Here is a 17,483-nt window from a genome sequence, read left to right on the forward strand (position 1 = left end):
CTGCTTGTCGTCGATGAGCACCTTCTGGTACTCGTACACCCAGTTCTCCAGGCCCTCCATCTCCAGGCCCAGGGCGAGATCGTCGGCTTCTGGAAACAGATCGTCAACAAATCCGACGGCACGCAGGACGAGATCTACGGCATCGGCGGCAGCTGGTTCCGCCTGAACGATGACAACCTCATCGAGTGGCAGCGCGACTTCTTCGACTTCGGGCACGTCGCGAAGATGTTCGCCAACCTCATCGAGTCCGGTGACCTCAGCGACGGCATGCAGAAGCGGATCGAGCGCAGCGTTGCCGGTGAGAAGCTGCCGGGCTACTACCCGCTCGGTGCGGCGCCCGTCCCCATCTGGTGAGCGGGCGGCACCAACCAAGCATTTGATTTGTTGTACGCGCTATGCTGACGCGACGTGGGTGCTGTGGCACCCGTCACCTCGCCTCCCGGCATGAAGGGGCCGGGCGGCGCTGATCGATTCAAAGGCGAAATGGGGTCAGGACCACCGTGAAGACAAAAGGCGCATTGATCTGGGAGTTCAACCAGCCCTGGACGATCGAAGACATCGAGATCGGCGACCCGCAGGCCCACGAGGTCAAGATCCAGATGGAAGCCGCGGGGATGTGCCACTCCGACCACCACCTGGTCACCGGCGGCATCCCGATGGCCGGCTTCCCGGTGCTGGGTGGGCATGAGGGCGCCGGCATCGTCACCGAGGTCGGGCCGGGTGTGGAGGACATCGCCCCGGGCGACCACGTGGTGTTGTCCTTCATCCCGTCCTGTGGGCAGTGCGCGACCTGTCAGGCGGGCATGCGCAACCTGTGCGACCTGGGTGCCGGTCTGCTCGGCGGCGCCGCGGTCTCCGACGGCACGTTCCGCATCCAGGCCCGCGGCCAGAACGTCTTCCCGATGACGCTGCTCGGCACGTTCTCGCCGTACATGGTGGTGCACCGCAGTTCGGTGGTGAAGATCGACCCGTCGGTGCCGTTCGAGGTGGCCGCGCTGGTCGGCTGCGGCGTCACCACCGGTTACGGCTCGGCCGTGCGCACGGCCGACATCCGGCCCGGCCAGGACGTCGCCATCGTCGGCGTCGGTGGCGTCGGCATGGCCGCCCTGCAGGGCGCGGTCAACGCAGGCGCCCGCTACATCTTCGCGATCGACCCGGTGGAGTGGAAGCGCGACCAGGCGCTGAAGTTCGGCGCCACCCACGTCTACCCCGACATCAACGCCGCCCTCATGGGCATCATGGAGGTCACCTACGGCCTGATGGCCCACAAGGTCGTCGTGACCGTTGGTGAGTTGCAGGGCTCCGACATCGACAACTACCTGAACATCACCCAGAAGGGCGGCACCTGCGTCCTGACCGCCATCGGCAGCCTGCTGGACACCAACGTCAACTTGAACCTGGCGATGCTGACCCTGATGCAGAAGAACCTGCAGGGCACCATCTTCGGTGGCGGCAACCCGCAGTACGACATTCCGCAGCTGCTCTCGATGTACAAGGCCGGCAAGCTCAACCTCGACGACATGGTCACCACCCAGTACCGCCTGGAGCAGATCAACGAGGGCTACCAGGACATGCTGGAGGGCAAGAACATTCGCGGCGTCATCCGCTTCACCGACGCCGACCGGTAGGGGGCTCACGGCGATGACCCAGACCGAGGCATCGGAGGCGTCCCCGGCGCTGGCGGCGTCGCAGGCGTCGTGGCGGTGCGTGCAGGCGCACGACCGCACCGGCTGGCTGGCGCTGATGGCCGACGACGTCGTCATCGAGGACCCGATCGGCCAATCCGTCACCAACCCCGACGGCACCGGGGTGCGCGGCAAGGAGGCCGTCGGCGCGTTCTTCGACACCAACATCGCGGCCAATCAGCTGACCATCACCTGCGAGGAGACCTTCCCGTCGAGCTCGCCCGACGAGATCGCCCACATCCTGGTGCTGGACAGCAAGTTCGAGGGCGGGCTGACCAGTTCGGTGCGCGGCGTCTTCACCTACAAGGTCGACGGCGCCGGGCTGATCACCAACATGCGCGGGTACTGGAACCTCGACATGATGACCTTCGGTCAGGACGGCTGACCGCCCGGGCGCGGGCCACACCTATGCTCTAGGCCATGGCATCGATCTTCACCAAGATCATCAACCGTGAGCTTCCCGGGCGCTTCGTCTACGAGGACGACGACGTCGTCGCGTTCCTGACGATCGAGCCGATGACGCAAGGCCACACGCTGGTCGTGCCGCGCGCCGAGATCGACAACTGGCAAGACGTCGACGGCGCGGCCTTCGCCAAGGTGATGGCGGTCAGCCAGCTGATCGGTAGGGCGGTGTCCAAGGCGTTCAACACCGAGCGGTCCGGCCTGATCATCGCCGGCCTGGAGGTGCCGCACCTGCACGTGCACGTCTTCCCGACCCGCAGCCTGCACGACTTCGGGTTCGCCAACGTGGACCGCAACCCGTCGCCGCAATCGCTGGACGACGCCCAGGCCAAGATCAAGGCGGCCCTGGCTCAGTTGGCGTGAGCCGGCTCCTGCGTGGGCACCTCGCTGACGCGCGGCAACGTCACCCTAAAACAGCAGCCTTCGCCCGGAGCGGTGGTCACGCTGACGACCCCGCCGTGGGCGCGGACCAACGACTGCACGATCGATAGGCCGAGCCCCGTTCCGCCGCTGGCCCGCGCGCGCGACGAGTCGGTGCGATAGAACCGTTCGAACACCCGCGACGCGTCCTGCGCGGTCATGCCCGGGCCCTCGTCGGCCACCTCGAGCACCGCGTCGTCGCCCGCGGTGCCCACCCGCACCGTCACGTCGGCGCTCGTCGGGGTGTGCTGCAAGGCGTTGGCGATGAGGTTGCTCAGCACCTGCCGCAGCCGCGGTTCGTCACCAAGCACCTCCGGGGTGCCCGGGCCGTCGAGGACCTCCATGGTGATGGTCCGCTTGGGATCCATCGCCTGCGCGTTGTGCACCGCGTCGCTGGCCAGGGCCAGCAGGTCCACCCGGTCGTGCTCGAGCGGTCGCTGCACGTCGAGGCGGGCCAGCAGCAGCAGGTCGTCGACCAACAGCCCCATCCGGCTTGCCTCGCTTTCGATGCGCGACAGCAGCATGGCGACGTCGCGGGCGGCGCCCTGCCGGTACAGCTCGGCGAATCCGCGGATGGTGGTCAGCGGGGTGCGAAGTTCGTGGCTGGCGTCGGTGATGAATCGGCGCATGCCTTCCTCGGACGTCCGGGCCTTCTCGGCCGACATCTCCGAGGACGCCAACGCCTGCTGGATCTGGGCGAGCATCCCGTTGAGTGCGAGCGACAGGCGCCCGACCTCGGTCCTCGGATCCCGTTCCGGCACACGGCGATCGAGCTGGCCGGCGGCGATAGCGGCGGCGGTCTGCTCCACCTCGGCCAGCGGCCGCAGGCTGCGCTGCACGACCGCGAACCCGGCGATGCCGACCACCACCAGCACCGCTACCCCGATGCCGATCTGCAGCAACACCAGCGAGCTGACCGTGTGCTGCACGTCAGAGAGGTCGATGGCCACGGTCGTCAGGCCGTGCGGGCCGCGCACCGACACGGCCCGCCACTGGATGTCGGAGCCGTTGACCGAGGGCAGCGTCGTCGGGTACGGGCCGACGTCGTTGTCGGCCGGGAGCGCCGGCTCGGCGTTGCGGTCGTTGATGGCGGTGAAGGGGGTGCCGTCGCTGCTGACGCCGCGGACGTAGAACTTCGACGGCGGCCGGGCCGGGTCCGGCCCCTCGTAGGGCGGCGGCGTCTGGCGGCGCGGGGCCTGCGCCCATCCCCGGGACGCGTCGAGCAGCGTCTGGTCGATGCGGCTGATCAGGCTGTGCCGCAGGATCGACGTGACCGCGACGCCGGAGACCGCCAACCCGCAGGCGACCAAGGCCAGGGTGGCGGCCACCAGGCCGACTCGAAGCGGCAGGCCGCGGCGACGATAAATAGCCATGTCCGATGCCCTGCCTCAGCGGGGCTCGCGCAGCACGTAGCCCACGCCCCGCAGGGTGTGCAGCAACCGCTTCTCGCCGGTGTCGATCTTGCGCCGCAGGTACGACACGTAGGACTCGACGACGTTGACGTCGCCGCCGAAGTCGTACCGCCACACGTGGTCGAGGATCTTCGGTTTGCTCAACACGGTGCCCGCGTTGATGACGAAGTAGCGCAACAGCGTGAACTCGGTCGGCGACAGCGACACCGGCTGGCCCGCCTTCCACACCTCGTGGGTCTCCTCGTCGAGTTCGATGTCGGCGAAGGTGAGGCGGGCGCTGCGCGGTTCGGCCCCGCCCTTGCCCGCGCGGCGCAGGATGACGCGCAGCCGGGCGACCACCTCTTCGAGGCTGAACGGCTTGGTGACGTAGTCGTCGCCGCCCAGGGTCAGCCCGGCGATCTTGTCCTGCAACGAGTCTCGGGCCGTCAGGAACAGCGCCGGCGCGTCGATGCCGTCCGCGCGCAGCCGGCGTAACACCCCGAAACCGTCCATGCCGGGCATCATGACGTCGAGGATCACCGCGTCGGGGCGCGCCTCCCGCGCCCGATCCAGCGCCTGGGCGCCGTTGCTGGCGGTGTACACCTCGAACCCCTGGAACTTGAGGCTGACCGAAAGCAGCTCCACGATGTTGGCCTCGTCGTCGACCACGAGGACGCGAGCCTCCGGTTGCGTGTCAGGTGATGTTGCCGCGGTCATGGAGTGTCTTCCTTGCTTGAGATGAGCTGTGAGAAAATTGTGCTTTTCCTGAAAGCTCAGTGCCAACCGTCTGACAATAGTCTGCCAAAGTCTGCCAAGAAATCGATCGATCGGCTCGCACCTGTGCACTTCGTCGCGGTCGCGTCGCGAATAGACTCGGCAGGATGAATCTCGCCAGAAGCATCGTCTCGGCCGCGACGGCTCCCGCGCGAGTGGGCCTGGCCGCCGCCGACACGAGCTTGACCGTCGCGAGCGCCGCCGTCGGTGTCGCCAAGCGGGCGCTCGGCGAGGGCGCGCCCTCGCGGGCGAGCGCGATGACGTCCATGCTGGGCCTCGACGACGCCCTGGTGCGGGCCAATCGGCTGGCCCGGATGTTGGACGACGACGCCCCGCTGGGCCGGGCCATCGCCCCGGACGGCCCGATCGACCGGCTGCTGCGCCCCGGCGGGGTGGTGGACCTGCTGACCTCGGAGGGCGGTCTGCTCGACCGGCTGGCCGCCGAGGGCGGCGGCCTGCATCGCGCGCTGCAGCCCGGCGGCTTGGCCGATCAGTTGGTCGCCGAGGACGGCCTGATCGAGCGACTGCTGGCCGAGGACGGCCTGGCCGACCGGCTGCTCAGCGAGGGCGGGCTGGTGGACAAGCTGACCGCCAAGCACGGGCCGCTGGATCAGTTGGCCGACGTCGCCGACACCCTGGCCCGGCTCACGCCCGGCATGGAGGCTTTGGAGCCGGCCATCGCGACGCTGCAGGACGCCGTCATCGCGCTGACCATGGTGGTCAACCCGCTGAGCAACATCGCCGACCGCATCCCGCTGCCGGGCCGGCGGCGCGCCTCGTCGCGGCCGGTGCGCTCAACGCGCGTGATCGAAGGCGGCGAGTGACCGATTAGGCTGGGGTCCGGTTTTACCCCGCCTCCTTAGCTCAGTGGTAGAGCACTCGCCTTGTAAGCGAGCGGTCGTCAGTTCAATCCTGACAGGGGGCTCGGTCTGTAAATTGAATCTGATCCCTCGCTGAACAATCGCAAACTCCCGCTGTCGATGGATATTGCCCTGTGCGGCGGATCCAGCATCAACCTAACGTCTTGGGCCGCAGTTATCGGAGCCACCGACCGGGCGCAGAACTGCTGCTGACGGAAGGCGGTGGCGGATCCCGTTGGAGCGGGACCAGGCCGTGGATGCCATGACGCCCTTCATCGCCCGTACGAACGAGAACGCCTGATTTACAGCGGGGATCAAGGAGCTGCGAAGATGAAGGTCGGTGTCGTCAGCGAAACGATTACCGCCCAATTCTCGGCCACCCGTTGTTGCGCGCCAACCACCTGCCCGCCGCCGTGGGCCGCGTCGACTTCTTCTGGTTTGCCTGACCACCTCAACGCGCTGCTGCCCCGAGCGCTGCCCCTGCCGGGCGTCGGGGTGAACGCCGGCCCGGCCGACGCAGCTAGCTACGGGGCGCCACATGTCCAGCCTTCGGGCTTTGAACACCACCACCGAATGCCGGGATAAAGCCGGTGATCTCGCGCGACTCGAGCACCTTGGCGGTGAGCATGGGGTCTTGGGCGAGCAGTTCGCGCGCATCTTCGAGTGAGGTGGCGCGCACGATCAGCATGGCGTGCACCCCGGGTTCGTCGACCAGCGGGCCGCCCAGGGCGAGATCGCCGGTTGTTTGCAGGCCGCGGAGGAAGGATTCGTGGGCGGGAAGGGCCTGTTCACGAGCCTCGGTGTTGTCGTTGTAGTTGTAGCGCACGACGAATAGTCCACGCTGGGTGTCTTGGTGGGTGTCGGACATGGTGATGCCGGAAGAACCTATGGGAGTGATACTGACCGGCGACCGTGCCGAAGAACTGGCACAACCCGACGGGGTGCCGCTGCACCGTCTCGCTGACCTTCGATGGGTAGGGTGCGCCCGCGGTGACGCACCCGCATGGCACGATCAGGTCAGCGCCACGCTACGCAGCCACGGCGTCACCGGGACGTACTGGGTCGTCGAGCACGACGGACCCGTCACCCCAGAAGTAAAGCTTGCCGCTGCATGAACAGGACAGGCTTTCGCCCTCGCGTCACAAGGGTGGGCCCGCCCGCTACCCGAGGGTCTGATCTGGAACAGATTGCGCGGCAACCCACTAATCCGACGCACCTGGGCCGCATGGCTCGGCCAGTCCCGCAGAACAGACCTGGCCAGCCTCGTCGCCGACCTTGATCTCAGCAGCCAGACAGTTGATGACGTCGACGCCAGATAGGGCGAACAGGTACAGACGGCAGCAGCCCAACACTGTCGTGGGCGGCCCGGTTCTGGGGGCGGTCATCGAGGAGGGCCTGCATCGTCTGTGACAGCGACGGCTGGCTGATGTGGAGCGCCGCGGCCGCCCATGAGGCTCTGGCGACAACCACCGCGATACCGGCCCGCAAGTCGGAGAACTGCATGTTGTATTGGAACACGAACGGCGGCTCGACAGCCGTTCCATCGGAGTGTCCGATGCCGCCTATCGCGGATTGAAATGGATGTTGACCGTGACACCGACGCCGGTGATCCGGTTGCATGAAAGCATGTGTTGCACACAGGCCGCCAGATGAGCGCCGCGGACGTCGCCCGGCTGCTTGAGAATCACCGGTCATCGGGGCGCTTCTTCACCGCATCTGGCATCAAGTCGTTTGTCCTCGACGACGGCCCGCGCGATGGCGCCGCGGTGGTGTGTGTGCACGGCGTGCCCGCTTCGGCGTACCTCTACCGCAAGGTAGTTCCGCAATTGGCTGCCCGCGGCTTGCGGGGTATCGCGATTGATCTGCCTGGGCTTGGGCTCGCCGATAGACCCGTCGACGCGGACTACACGTGGACCGGACTGGGCCGGTGGCTGTTGTCAGCGATCGACGCGTTGGAGCTCGAGCGCTTCCACCTCGTGGTCCATGACATCGGTGGACCCGTCGGATTCGAGGTGGCCAATGCAGCGCCCGGCCGGGTCCTCTCGCTGACTCTGTTGAACACGATCATCGAAGTGGAGTCGTTCCACCGGCCCTGGCCCATGGAACCCTTCGCCCATCGGGGCATCGGTGAAGCTTGGCTCGCCTCATTGCGGGTGCCCGGCGCTTTCGCGTCGATCATGCGGCTCGTAGGCGTGAGCCGCCGCGTGCCGAGCGCCGAACTCGCGTGCTGGCTGCCGCTGCTCTTTGGTGACGACGGTGGGCGGGCTTTCTTGCGGATCATGCGCGGATTCGAGCTGACCGGCGCCAAGCAGCAACACTATCTCGACGCAGTCCGTCAGACGCCCTACTCCGTGCAGATCATCTGGGGAGCGCGCGACGCCATGCTGCCGTGGCGGCGTTACGGCGCCCAAGCGCAGCGCGCCGCCGGCGTGCAAAATCCAACCTTGTTGCCTGCCAAGCACTTTCTGCAAGAAGACCATCCCGCCGAAATCGCCGCCACGGTTCACCGCCTGGCGACGCGGACCGCATAGATCGCGGCGCTTATCCCGAACATGGCGGCGGCCAGCAGCAGCCAGCGCCCCAGGAACGGTCCTGCGTCTGTACCGCCGCGGCCAAATAGGTTGCTGCGCCGTATTTGAGGATCGCGGGCACAAGCACCAGCAGCGCCAGCCCGCGCCGAGCGCCGGCACTGAGACATGGTCGATCAGCGGCACGTGCGGAGCGGCGAGTCGCGCGACGGTCCCCGACAATAGCTCCACCACAACGACAACGACAACGCGCCCACCCGCCGCAGTGGCACAATCGTTCGCGGCGGCCGCGCAGCTCCTGTTTTGTCCTCATCCCATTTCTTTGGCCCATGCCTGTGAGCGATCGGCGAGGCGGCGGTTTTGTGGCTGCCCAGCAGATCCCGTAGGCCGCGGCCAGCTGCCGCACTGGTTCGCTCATAGCGATGACCGCCGAGTTGTTCTCATCGCTCACGGAGGATGAGCCTGCGTGCGCGCCTGGCAACTTTCGGGCTCGGCGTGCCTCACGGGAGACGGCCCGGTGTTCGCGGCCGAAACCGATTTCAGCTCAGCGTCGCTGCCATGATCGCTGCTACCAGGCGGGCGGGCGGTGGATGTCTAGCCCTTTGCACGAAAGGCACGCAGGAAATCGGTGCTCATCGAGTGCGACGATGGTACGGGTTTCTTCGGCGACGGAGCGGCCGAGGCGCTCGATGGGGGTGACGACCCAAGTTCAGCACCGAACTCATCGACGTGGAGCCATTAGGCCGTAGTTGCAAGCCGACCCAGCCGGCAACCGCCGGTCAAGGGCGCCCACCACCGGTCAGCACCGACGCACATTCGCGCCGTCGGCCTCGCTCTCTCACCGCGTGGGACTGAGGGGTTGCTTGATTGCTTCCAGGCAGACGGTGATGTCGACGGTGTCGCTGACCATCAAGCCACCCCCAGAGAGCACCGGGGTGTCGGTCAGCACGCCGAAGTCGCTGCGCCTGAGCGTGATCGCCGCTTCGAACCCGGCGACTTCCCCCCACCCCATGCCGGCGCTCACTCCCAGGAAGGCAAACGCCACAGGCAGGCGCTTGGTGATCCCACGGAGGGTGAAATCGACGACGAGCACCCAATTGTCTTTTTCGACGCTGTGGACGTCTACCGACACCAGCGTCGCGGTGGGGAACTCCTCGGCCCCGAAGACGTCCGGGGCGCGGAGGTGGTGGGCGCGGTCGGGGTTGCCGGTGTTCACCGAGCCGACCGCGATGGTGGCCGCCAAGCTCGCGGTTGCGTTCTCGGGCACCGTGATTGCACCGGAGAACTCCTCGAAACTTCCAGTGACCTTCCCGACCACCAAATGGCGAACCGAGAATGTGATCGACGAGTGCACGGGGTCGATCGCCCACGTACCCGGGGCGAGATTGGGCTCGACAGCCGTCGTCTGACGGTTGATGTCCAACTCGGAGGGCAGTTCGTAGAGATTGTGCAACACCAGAGCGTTGCGCGCTTGGATCAGTACACCGCCTTCGTCGATACGTCCAAGCTCGATGGGGGCCAAGCCCAGATCGGTGCACAGGTCGGCGATCACCGCGCTGGCTGACGGGTCGTTGCTCGACGCGAAGACGACACGCCGGCCGAACTCCGGCGGCCGCTTCTGGGCGAACTGCGTGGCCGAAGTCTGGTTGAACGACTTGACCACCGCCGCGCCCGGGAAGGCCTCGGCATTGAACTCCGTCGACAAACGGCCGCCGAGGATTCCCTCAGACCCTGGGACCAGAAACGCGTTGCTCGTGTCGACGACGATCTTGCCCGACCAATCCGCGCGCCGAGCACCGAACTCACGAACCTGCAGGAACGGTATAGCCAGGATGATCACGTCTGCGTCCAGCGCCGCGTCGAGGTCGACGGCTGTGATCGACGCGCTCAAACCGGTCGTGTCGACCGCCTCCGCACCACGCGTGTTGGCCCACAGTACCGGCACATCGTGGTCGGAAAACCGTTGCGCCAGAACCCTTCCGTTGCTACCCGTCCCCACCAGGGCATATCGCACAGTGCCGGTCATCGCACGATCTCCGAGATGCGAGCGAAGGCGATGAAGACCGCCAACGCGAAGAACACGGCGTTCACCGGCCACCGACGAGATCTCGACGCAGCCGATCAATTTCATTGAGCTTGAAGACTATTCGCGCGCGGCCGAGGCCATCGACGCGTTGGTCAGTAGACGTTCTCTGGTCGTCAGCGGCGTGATGCCACCGGTCGCAAGGTACGCGGCGGCGAGCAATCCTGAGGCAATCCAGGCCGCGATGTTCACGTGGGCTCCTCGAGCGATTTTGTGCGGACTGGGCCGCGGCAAAACGGGTGGTACCGGCATCGTCGCGGTCACGCCGGTCAGTTATAACTTGATTCTTCAATCAAGCTAGCAGGGGTTACGTGACGCGTCAACAAACTGCTCGATGGAAACCATGCGACGACGTGGGCGACAGAGACTCGGCAGAACCAAAGTCTCTGCCAACTGCTACTCGTCGCATCCCTAGCCGACAGTCGGGCTTGCGGGCTGCGCGCTCGAGACAGTCGATCAAGATCCCGACTGGTGTGCCATGGCCCCGCAGCGCGGGATGGCCCGGATACTGACAGTGAGTCAGGCGCTGCGCGAGACGTCCTGGCCGAGGTGCTCCCATTCCTTCAGGCCGCCGATGCGGTCCCGGTAGATCTGCTCGACCGCCGGGACCATCCAGGAGCCGATAATCGCTCGCACCGGCGGCGGGTCGGCGTCGACGAGCGCTAGCAGGGCGGTGGTCGTGATGTCCGGGTCGGCCGGCTCCCCGAGAAGTCCCCTGGCCAATTCGTCCGCATCCTGATGCCGTTGGGCGTACGCCGGCAGTGCCTGCGCGTGCTTGGCGGAGGAGCTACCCCAGTCGGTGGCGAAGAAAGCCGGCTCGACCAGGGTGACGCGGACGCCGAAGGGTTCGACCTCGAAGGCCAAGGCCTCGCTGAATGCCTCCAGAGCCCACTTGGAAGCGCAGTAGATTCCCACGTTTGGGCCCGCGAAGAGTCCACCCACCGAGGACACCTGAAGAATATGGCCGCTCCCCTGGGCGCGAAGGAACGGCAGTGCAGCCTGGGTCACCCAGATGGCGCCGAAGAAGTTCGTTTCCATCTGGTCGCGAATCTCGCGCTCGGAGAGTTCCTCGCCGAAGCCGAACTGCCCATAGCCGGCGTTATTCACGACCACGTCGATCCGGCCGAAGTGCGCATGCGCCTCCGCGAAGCGGGCGAAGTCGGCGTCGCGGTCGGTCACGTCCAGTTCCAGCGGCAGGACAGCGTCACCGAAGCGTCCCTGCAGGTCGGCCAGTGTTGACGCGTCGCGCGCGGTGGCGGCGACTTTGTCGCCCCGTTCCAGCGCGGCCACCGCCCATGCCCGGCCGAAGCCGCGTGAAACCCCGGTAATAAACCACACTTTCGGCGACATGCTGGCCCTCCGCTGTCCTATCGGCGGTACTCGTCAGGTCTACGAACCGACACTGGGGGGACCGGTTTTATTCCGGCGCGCCGTCCGCGACGCCGTACCTCATCAACGAATGACCCCGACCGGCCGGCGCGCCGACACGCTCCCCGACTCGGGGCCGTCCGCCACCGATTCGACCAAACCCGTTTGGCTAAGCGCGAGAACGTCTACGCTCTTATCTGTCGGTGTATCGGGGCCCGTCACCAGCAATATCGCCAAAACGGGGAGGTTTGGGCGAACTTGTTGTCCCAGCGTGCTGTCCACGTCTACCGCGGCAGTCAGCCGTGACTCCCAGCCGTCGTCCGATGCCTGTCGAGCCGCTGCGCCCGCACCTGCGGCATTTTCCGGCCAAGTCCCGCCACCCGACTTTCCGGCGCTGACATCGTGGAGACGCCCGACTTCCTTTACGTGGTCTTTCTCTTCTTCTTCCTCGCTATCGGTGCCATCGTCTTCGTGGCGTGGCTTGCTCAAGTCAGGTCCGCCAAGGCGAGGGCCAGAGCGGCCAGGGCCAGGAAAGCAGCCAGGCGAGCCGCTGCCTCGCGCCCGCCCCAAGTCGAGACAGCAGAGCCGGTGCGGATAGATGACTCTGCGCCGCGGCCGGACCCCGACGTCGTCGCCCGCCCAAGCACCTTGGACGAGCCGGCCACGACCGGCACTGGCGGGAACCCGCCGACCGGGCGCCCTAAGCTTTACTGGGATTTCTGGGCACAGTTCCTCGACCGCCTGGGCACGGAGCACCCCGGGTGGACCAGGAGGACAACGCCCAGCCGCGCCTCGCGGTACAACCTCCCTACCGGGACGAGCGGGGTTGCCTACGCGACCGCGTTCACACAGCGGGGCCTCGGCGTCCAGCTGTACTTCAGCAGTCCGGATGCGAGCCTCAACCTGAGCCGCTTCGAGGCGCTTCGTGCCCAGAAGGACGAATTCGAAAGGGCTCTGGGGCACGCCGCCGAGTGGGACGACAAGCCGGGTAAGAAGGCCGCGACGGTCGGCGTCACGTCGCATTTCGACAATGTCGCCGACGTGGAATTGTGGCCCGCCATGCTCGACTGGGTGTTGAGCCAGCAGGTGCGTTTCAGGCAAGCGGTGGAAGCGATTGGTGGCGCCGACAGACTCAAAGAGACCATGCCCCGCACGCTCAAAGAAGCCATTTAACGGGGCGGCCGCGACCAGCGGCCCGCCCGGAGTTAACCGGCCGCGTTACTCGGTCGGGCGGCTGAACATGGCGAGGCGTTGCGCGATGGGCCGCATGACCTTCCGCGAATTCAGGTAAGCGACATGTGAGACCGGGGTGTCGCCGAGGAGGGGCGGTCCCACGGACACCGCCTGGTCGCGGTCGACCGCCTCGGCGTAGTGCTTGTTCAGCGTCCGCAGTGGGTACGCGACGATGTCGTCGGGGTCGTGAAAGTTGATCCATTGCGCCGCTTTTCGTGCGGCGGCACTGCGCTTGCGGCCGGGAAGCTTGATCGGGGAATCGAATTCGGGGTAGCGCACCATCCACAGCGCGATTGGGCTGCCGAGCGTGTAGAACCAGGTCAGGGTCTCGCCACGTTGCAGCGCGGACGAACCCCGCGCCGATTTCTTCAGTTGCTTGGGCTTCGCGTTCTGCAGGTCGTAGAAGTAGTCGGAGGCGACGACGGTGCCGAGGCTGTGCGCGATGACGCACAACGGTGCGTCCGGGGCCCGTTCGGCCAGAGTCGCCAACGCGTCGTCGAGGCGGGCATGGATGGCGTCGTAATTGGCGTCGCTGCCCTCAGCGGTCTGATAGGCGATGACGTCGCCCAGGAAGTAGGTGACAGCCCAGCGCAGCGTCGGCCAGTGCGCCTTCGGCATTCCCGGAATGCGCCCCAGCAGACCCGAGAGGACCACCGGGACCATGGCGAGATATGAGCCGTTATTGATCCGGTGGACGAGACCGTCGAGTCGCTGCGCCCAACCGGCAAAGCCTCGACCGAATGTTGCCCGCACGATCTTGTCGAGACCGGGCTCGACCACGGGAATCCAGAATGCCGACTCGATCTCGAGCTCGGCCGCTTCCATGCCGCGGCAGGCGCGGGCGTATTCGGCGCGAAGCAGTTTGATCGCGTTGTCGGCGTAGTGCGGATCCTTGATTTCGACGCCGTGAACGAACAGAACGGCAATCGTAGAAGTCATGGCTGCCTTCGGTGGCGAGGTCGGTGCCGGGGCGTGGCTGGGCCGCACCAGTGTCGCAGGTGCCGGCAAATAGCCGCAGGTGCGGGGGATGTCCAACAGCAAACGCGATGCATGCCAAGCCGCAAGCACGGGTAGTTGTGTGAACATGTCTGACGGAAGTGCCGACGACATCGACCCGTGCGTGCGCGTCTACGGGACGCGGGTCCACAATCTGCGGGGTGTCGACGTCGCGGCGCCGCGTGACGCGCTGGTCGCGTTCACCGGTATCTCCGGATCGGGCAAATCGTCGTTGGCCTTCGGCACCATCTACGCCGAGGCGCAGCGCCGTTACTTCGAATCGGTCGCTCCGTACGCCCGTCGGCTGCTCTTGCCCACCGGCGCGCCGAAGGTGGACGACATCACCGGGCTGCCGCCCGCGGTCGCGTTGCAGCAGCGGCGGGGGTCGGCGACCTCCCGGTCGACGGTCGGCACCGTCACCACGCTGTCCAACCTGTTGAGGATGCTGTTCTCCCGCGCCGGAACCTACCCGCCGGGTGCCACGGAACGACTGGATTCCGATGCGTTCTCCCCGAACACCGCCGTGGGCGCGTGCCCCGAGTGCCACGGTCTCGGACGAATCCACCGGGTGACCGAGGAGACGCTGGTGCCCGACCCGTCGCTGACCATCCGAGAAGGCGCGGTAGCCGCGTGGCCGGGTGCGTGGCAAGGCCAAAACCTGCGCGACATCCTCGTCACGCTGGGGTACGACATCGACAAGCCGTGGCGTAAACTGCCTCAGCGTCAACGCAACTGGATTCTGTTCACCGACGAGCAGCCCACCGTCGAGATCGATCCGAGCCAGCACCCCGTGCAGGCCGACTATTACTACAACGGCACCTTCTCCAGCGCCGAACGCCACGTCCGCCACACGCTGGCCAACTCCCAGAGCGCCATGATGCGCCGGCGGGTGCTGCAATTCGTCGACAGCGTCGAGTGCCCGACATGCGCCGGTTCCGGGCTGCGGGCCGAGGCGCTGCGGGTGACGTTCGCCGGGCGCACCATCGCCGACTATGTGGCGATGCCGTTGGCTGATCTGGCGAACGCGTTGCGCCCCACCGCTTCTCGTACTGACGCCGCCGCCGCGTACGAGTCGACGGAATCCGGTGAGCTGACCGAAGTGGCGACCATGATCGCCGCGGATCTCGTCGCACGCCTGCAGGTACTCATCGATCTCGGCCTCGGCTATCTCACGCTCAGCCGGCGTACCCCGACGGTGTCGCCCGGCGAGTTGCAGCGGTTACGCCTGGCCACGCAACTGCGCGCCGGATTGTTCGGCGTGCTTTACGTGCTCGACGAACCGTCGGCCGGACTGCACCCCGCGGATGCCGAACCATTGCTCGACGTGCTCGATCGCCTACGGCGGGCCGGCAATTCGTTGTTCGTGGTCGAGCACGACATGGACGTGGTACGCCGCGCCGATTGGATCGTCGACGTGGGGCCCGGGGCGGGGGAGCTTGGCGGGGAGGTGCTCTACAGCGGGCCGGTGCCCGGACTCGCCGACGTCGAGAGGTCGATCACCCGACGGTACCTGCTCGAGGAGGCTACGCCGGCGTCTCGGCCACCCCGCACACCGTCCGGCTCAATGATTCTGCGCGGCATCTGCTTTCACAATTTGAAAGATCTCGACGTGGACCTGCCACTTGGCGTGTACACGGCGGTCACCGGAGTGTCCGGTTCGGGCAAGTCGACGCTGGTCGTCAAGGTCCTCGGCGACGTCGTCAACGGCCAGCTCGGGACGCGCCGCGCCGTCGAGCCGGCCGAACCCGACGCCGAGGACACCGACGTGGAGACAATCGATGTCGACCATGACGCGAGCGTCGGCGTGACGGCGACGGGGGTTGAGCAGATCAACCGGTTGGTGTCGGTCGACCAACGCCCCATCGGGCGGACGCCGCGTTCGACGCTGGCGACCTACACCGGCTTGTTCGACGCGGTGCGTCGCGAATTCGCCGCGACCCCCAAGGCGCGGCGCCGCGGTTGGACGGCGGGCAGATTTTCTTTCAACGTGGCCGAAGGCCGGTGCCCCACTTGCCAGGGCGAGGGCTTCGTGTCCGTCGAATTGCTGTTCCTGCCAGGCACGTACGCTACCTGCCCCGCGTGTCATGGAGCGCGCTACTCCGACGAGACGCTCGAGGTGCGTTATCGCGGCCGCACGATCGCTGACGTGCTCGCGATGACCGTCGACGAAGCCGCGGAGTTTCTTGCCGACGTTTCCCACGCTGCGCGGAGCCTGGCCACACTACAAGAGGTCGGCCTCGGCTATCTCCGGCTCGGCCAGCCCGCGACCGAACTGTCGGGCGGCGAGGCCCAGCGGATCAAGCTTGCCTCCGAACTGCAGAGGCCGCGGCGGGGGCACACCCTCTACGTCCTCGACGAGCCGACGACCGGGCTGCATCCCGCCGATGTCGACCTGCTCGATCGTCAACTGCACCGCCTGGTCGATGCGGGCAATACCGTCGTGGTGGCCGAACACGACATGCGGATGGTCGCCGGCGCGGATTGGGTGATCGACTTGGGACCCGGAGCCGGCAGCGACGGCGGTCGGGTCGTTGCGGCCGGGCCGCCTGAAACGGTGGCACGCGCCGAACACAGCCGCACGGCGCCGTATCTGGCCAAGCGGATGGCGCCGTCCCCCACTCGCTGAGCGGGATTCCGCGATTTCAGAGCGGATCGGCGCAGCGACGCGGCCCGTTCACCACGGGCCTGTCACGGCGGTTAGGGAAATCCCGGGTGCCCGGGCAGGCCGTTCAGGCTTCCCTCGATGCCGTGCAGGTCCCCCTGAATGCCCTGCAGTTGCTGCTGGATCGCCTGCAGGTCCGACAGCGTGCTCTGGTAGGCGGGCTGGCTCTGGTCCACCATGGCCGACTGGGATTGCGGGCAGTAAGAGACGATGGCGCCCGCGGTGACCTTCGCGCTCTGGTCGGCGTCCCACACCGAGGATCGCTGCACGAAACCGGCGGCGTCAGCGAAGTTCGGCTGGTGCGCCAGGAAGTCGCAAACGGCGTGCCCCTGCGCCATGACGTATTCCTGGCTGGGCACCGGCACGCCCTCGCGCCGCAACGCGCCGACGAACGCCGCGTCGGCGATTTGGAGGCGCGGTGCCGGCGCCCTCGGCGCGGCTCGGCTGGGCGGCGCGGCGGTCGCCGACGGGGTGTCGCTGGGCTGGGCCTCCGACGGTTGCGCCGACGAATCTTCGTGGCGGACGGACACCATCATCACGACCGCCACGGCGACGGCCGCCAGCGACAGCGGCACTGCCGCCAGCAGGCTCAGGCGGCTCAATGCGCCGGCGCGCCGCCGCGGCGACTTGGGTACCGCGACTCCGCGGTCTCGGGGGACGACGACGGCTTCGGGCGTCCGCGCGAGGTCGGGCAAGGGCCCCCTGCCGCTGTGGGCGAGGAGCTCGTCGAGCAGTTCGTCGGCCTCTCGAGATGACAGCTGACCGCCCTGCCCGCTCGATCGGCGACTCAGAGCGATCCGCCGTAACTCTGCGTCGATGGTTTCGCGGTCGCGCATATCAACCAGTTTGCGAGTGTCACGGCTCTGTGACAAGTTCCGGCGCCCTCTGGAGCAACCGGCCATTTGGTGATCCTCGGCCGCCGGGCGCCGCGGTGCGCAAGGATGAGCGTCGTGACGCTCACGCGGGGTGAGCACAGACGGGAAGGCGAGGGCACACGGGTGAGCAGAGCGCTAAGGGATGC

14 protein-coding genes, 1 tRNA gene and 3 pseudogenes are annotated in these 17,483 nt (G+C 67.0%); 9 read left to right on the plus strand and 9 right to left on the minus strand.

Going from position 1 to position 17,483, the window contains the following annotated elements:
* The 4 genes and pseudogenes from A5700_RS05170 to A5700_RS05185 all read left to right on the plus strand — a co-directional run.
* Positions 1-354 (plus strand): annotated as a pseudogene (locus A5700_RS05170) (hypothetical protein); the annotation flags it as partial.
* A 146-nt stretch (positions 355-500) separates the two neighbouring features.
* Positions 501-1,628: an NDMA-dependent alcohol dehydrogenase gene (locus tag A5700_RS05175; protein ID WP_068070203.1), complete on the plus strand. Its 1,128-nt coding sequence runs from the start codon at positions 501-503 to the stop codon at positions 1,626-1,628.
* A gap of 13 nt (positions 1,629-1,641) precedes the next feature.
* Positions 1,642-2,070: a ketosteroid isomerase family protein gene (locus A5700_RS05180; protein WP_068070202.1), complete on the plus strand. Its 429-nt coding sequence runs from the start codon at positions 1,642-1,644 to the stop codon at positions 2,068-2,070.
* Positions 2,071-2,105: 35 nt separating this feature from the next.
* On the plus strand, positions 2,106-2,510 hold the full coding sequence (locus A5700_RS05185) for an HIT family protein (RefSeq protein WP_068070201.1): 405 nt from the start codon (positions 2,106-2,108) through the stop codon (positions 2,508-2,510).
* Here A5700_RS05185 and A5700_RS05190 read toward each other — a convergent pair.
* A pseudogene (locus A5700_RS05190) lies at positions 2,482-3,940 on the minus strand (sensor histidine kinase). The gene A5700_RS05185 and the pseudogene A5700_RS05190 sit on opposite strands and share 29 nt — an antisense overlap.
* Before the next feature lie 15 nt (positions 3,941-3,955).
* Positions 3,956-4,675 carry a two-component system response regulator PhoP gene (phoP, locus tag A5700_RS05195; protein ID WP_068070199.1) on the minus strand — a complete coding sequence of 240 codons (720 nt, stop codon included), beginning with the start codon at positions 4,673-4,675 and terminating at the stop codon, positions 3,956-3,958.
* 164 nt (positions 4,676-4,839) lie between these two features.
* Here phoP and A5700_RS05200 point away from each other — a divergent pair, with 164 nt between their 5' ends.
* Positions 4,840-5,556: a hypothetical protein gene (locus tag A5700_RS05200; RefSeq protein ID WP_068070198.1), complete on the plus strand. Its 717-nt coding sequence runs from the start codon at positions 4,840-4,842 to the stop codon at positions 5,554-5,556.
* A 29-nt stretch (positions 5,557-5,585) separates the two neighbouring features.
* Positions 5,586-5,657: transfer RNA gene (locus A5700_RS05205), tRNA-Thr, on the plus strand.
* A 455-nt stretch (positions 5,658-6,112) separates the two neighbouring features.
* Here the strand turns inward: A5700_RS05205 and A5700_RS05210 are convergent.
* Positions 6,113-6,460, minus strand: coding sequence for a YciI family protein (locus tag A5700_RS05210; RefSeq protein ID WP_068204499.1), 348 nt, complete (start codon positions 6,458-6,460; stop codon positions 6,113-6,115).
* 781 nt (positions 6,461-7,241) lie between these two features.
* Between A5700_RS05210 and A5700_RS05215 the strand changes: the two genes are divergently transcribed.
* Positions 7,242-8,123 (plus strand): alpha/beta fold hydrolase, encoded by an 882-nt coding sequence (locus A5700_RS05215; RefSeq protein WP_068070210.1) that lies wholly within the window; start codon positions 7,242-7,244, stop codon positions 8,121-8,123.
* Here A5700_RS05215 and A5700_RS26850 read toward each other — a convergent pair.
* The 4 genes and pseudogenes from A5700_RS26850 to A5700_RS05225 all read right to left on the minus strand — a co-directional run.
* Positions 8,096-8,282: pseudogene (locus A5700_RS26850) on the minus strand (hypothetical protein); the annotation flags it as partial. The gene A5700_RS05215 and the pseudogene A5700_RS26850 overlap by 28 nt on opposite strands.
* 676 nt (positions 8,283-8,958) lie before the next feature.
* A complete protein-coding gene (locus A5700_RS27370; protein WP_082960493.1) occupies positions 8,959-10,251 on the minus strand; it encodes a YceI family protein in 1,293 nt (430 codons plus the stop codon).
* A gap of 12 nt (positions 10,252-10,263) precedes the next feature.
* The gene (locus A5700_RS27210) at positions 10,264-10,395 is read right to left on the minus strand and encodes a hypothetical protein (protein ID WP_255377886.1); all 132 of its coding nucleotides are present in this window, start codon (positions 10,393-10,395) and stop codon (positions 10,264-10,266) included.
* Between the two features lie 327 nt (positions 10,396-10,722).
* The gene (locus tag A5700_RS05225; protein WP_068070196.1) at positions 10,723-11,553 is read right to left on the minus strand and encodes an SDR family NAD(P)-dependent oxidoreductase; all 831 of its coding nucleotides are present in this window, start codon (positions 11,551-11,553) and stop codon (positions 10,723-10,725) included.
* A 420-nt stretch (positions 11,554-11,973) separates the two neighbouring features.
* Between A5700_RS05225 and A5700_RS05230 the strand changes: the two genes are divergently transcribed.
* Positions 11,974-12,744 carry a DUF4268 domain-containing protein gene (locus tag A5700_RS05230; RefSeq protein WP_068070195.1) on the plus strand — a complete coding sequence of 257 codons (771 nt, stop codon included), beginning with the start codon at positions 11,974-11,976 and terminating at the stop codon, positions 12,742-12,744.
* 45 nt (positions 12,745-12,789) lie between these two features.
* Here A5700_RS05230 and A5700_RS05235 read toward each other — a convergent pair whose 3' ends face one another.
* Complete coding sequence (locus tag A5700_RS05235; RefSeq protein WP_197502837.1) at positions 12,790-13,914, minus strand: hypothetical protein; 1,125 nt, start codon at positions 13,912-13,914, stop codon at positions 12,790-12,792.
* Between A5700_RS05235 and A5700_RS05240 the strand changes: the two genes are divergently transcribed.
* The gene (locus A5700_RS05240) at positions 13,889-16,426 is read left to right on the plus strand and encodes an excinuclease ABC subunit UvrA (RefSeq protein WP_068070208.1); all 2,538 of its coding nucleotides are present in this window, start codon (positions 13,889-13,891) and stop codon (positions 16,424-16,426) included. The genes A5700_RS05235 and A5700_RS05240 overlap by 26 nt on opposite strands.
* 71 nt (positions 16,427-16,497) lie before the next feature.
* On the opposite strand, the gene A5700_RS05245 is transcribed toward A5700_RS05240, so the two are convergent.
* Positions 16,498-17,298, minus strand: a complete 801-nt coding sequence (locus A5700_RS05245; protein WP_068070193.1) for a DUF732 domain-containing protein — start codon at positions 17,296-17,298, stop codon at positions 16,498-16,500.
* Positions 17,299-17,483: the final 185 nt, after the last annotated feature.

The sequence above is a fragment of the Mycobacterium sp. E1214 genome (assembly GCF_001666755.1).
Taxonomy (GTDB): domain Bacteria; phylum Actinomycetota; class Actinomycetes; order Mycobacteriales; family Mycobacteriaceae; genus Mycobacterium.

What these genes read in the sequence shown, in the direction of transcription:
- A5700_RS27370 (WP_082960493.1), bottom strand. Translation starts at nt 10,251, where the DNA reads ATGAAATTGATCGGCTGCGTCGAGATCTCGTCGGTGGCCGGTGAACGC.
- A5700_RS05180 (WP_068070202.1), top strand. Translation starts at nt 1,642, where the DNA reads ATGACCCAGACCGAGGCATCGGAGGCGTCCCCGGCGCTGGCGGCGTCG.
- A5700_RS05200 (WP_068070198.1), top strand. Translation starts at nt 4,840, where the DNA reads ATGAATCTCGCCAGAAGCATCGTCTCGGCCGCGACGGCTCCCGCGCGA.
- A5700_RS05245 (WP_068070193.1), bottom strand. Translation starts at nt 17,298, where the DNA reads ATGCGCGACCGCGAAACCATCGACGCAGAGTTACGGCGGATCGCTCTG.
- phoP (WP_068070199.1), bottom strand. Translation starts at nt 4,675, where the DNA reads ATGACCGCGGCAACATCACCTGACACGCAACCGGAGGCTCGCGTCCTC.
- A5700_RS05210 (WP_068204499.1), bottom strand. Translation starts at nt 6,460, where the DNA reads ATGTCCGACACCCACCAAGACACCCAGCGTGGACTATTCGTCGTGCGC.
- A5700_RS05215 (WP_068070210.1), top strand. Translation starts at nt 7,242, where the DNA reads ATGAGCGCCGCGGACGTCGCCCGGCTGCTTGAGAATCACCGGTCATCG.
- A5700_RS05240 (WP_068070208.1), top strand. Translation starts at nt 13,889, where the DNA reads ATGTCTGACGGAAGTGCCGACGACATCGACCCGTGCGTGCGCGTCTAC.
- A5700_RS05225 (WP_068070196.1), bottom strand. Translation starts at nt 11,553, where the DNA reads ATGTCGCCGAAAGTGTGGTTTATTACCGGGGTTTCACGCGGCTTCGGC.
- A5700_RS05235 (WP_197502837.1), bottom strand. Translation starts at nt 13,914, where the DNA reads ATGTCGTCGGCACTTCCGTCAGACATGTTCACACAACTACCCGTGCTT.
- A5700_RS05185 (WP_068070201.1), top strand. Translation starts at nt 2,106, where the DNA reads ATGGCATCGATCTTCACCAAGATCATCAACCGTGAGCTTCCCGGGCGC.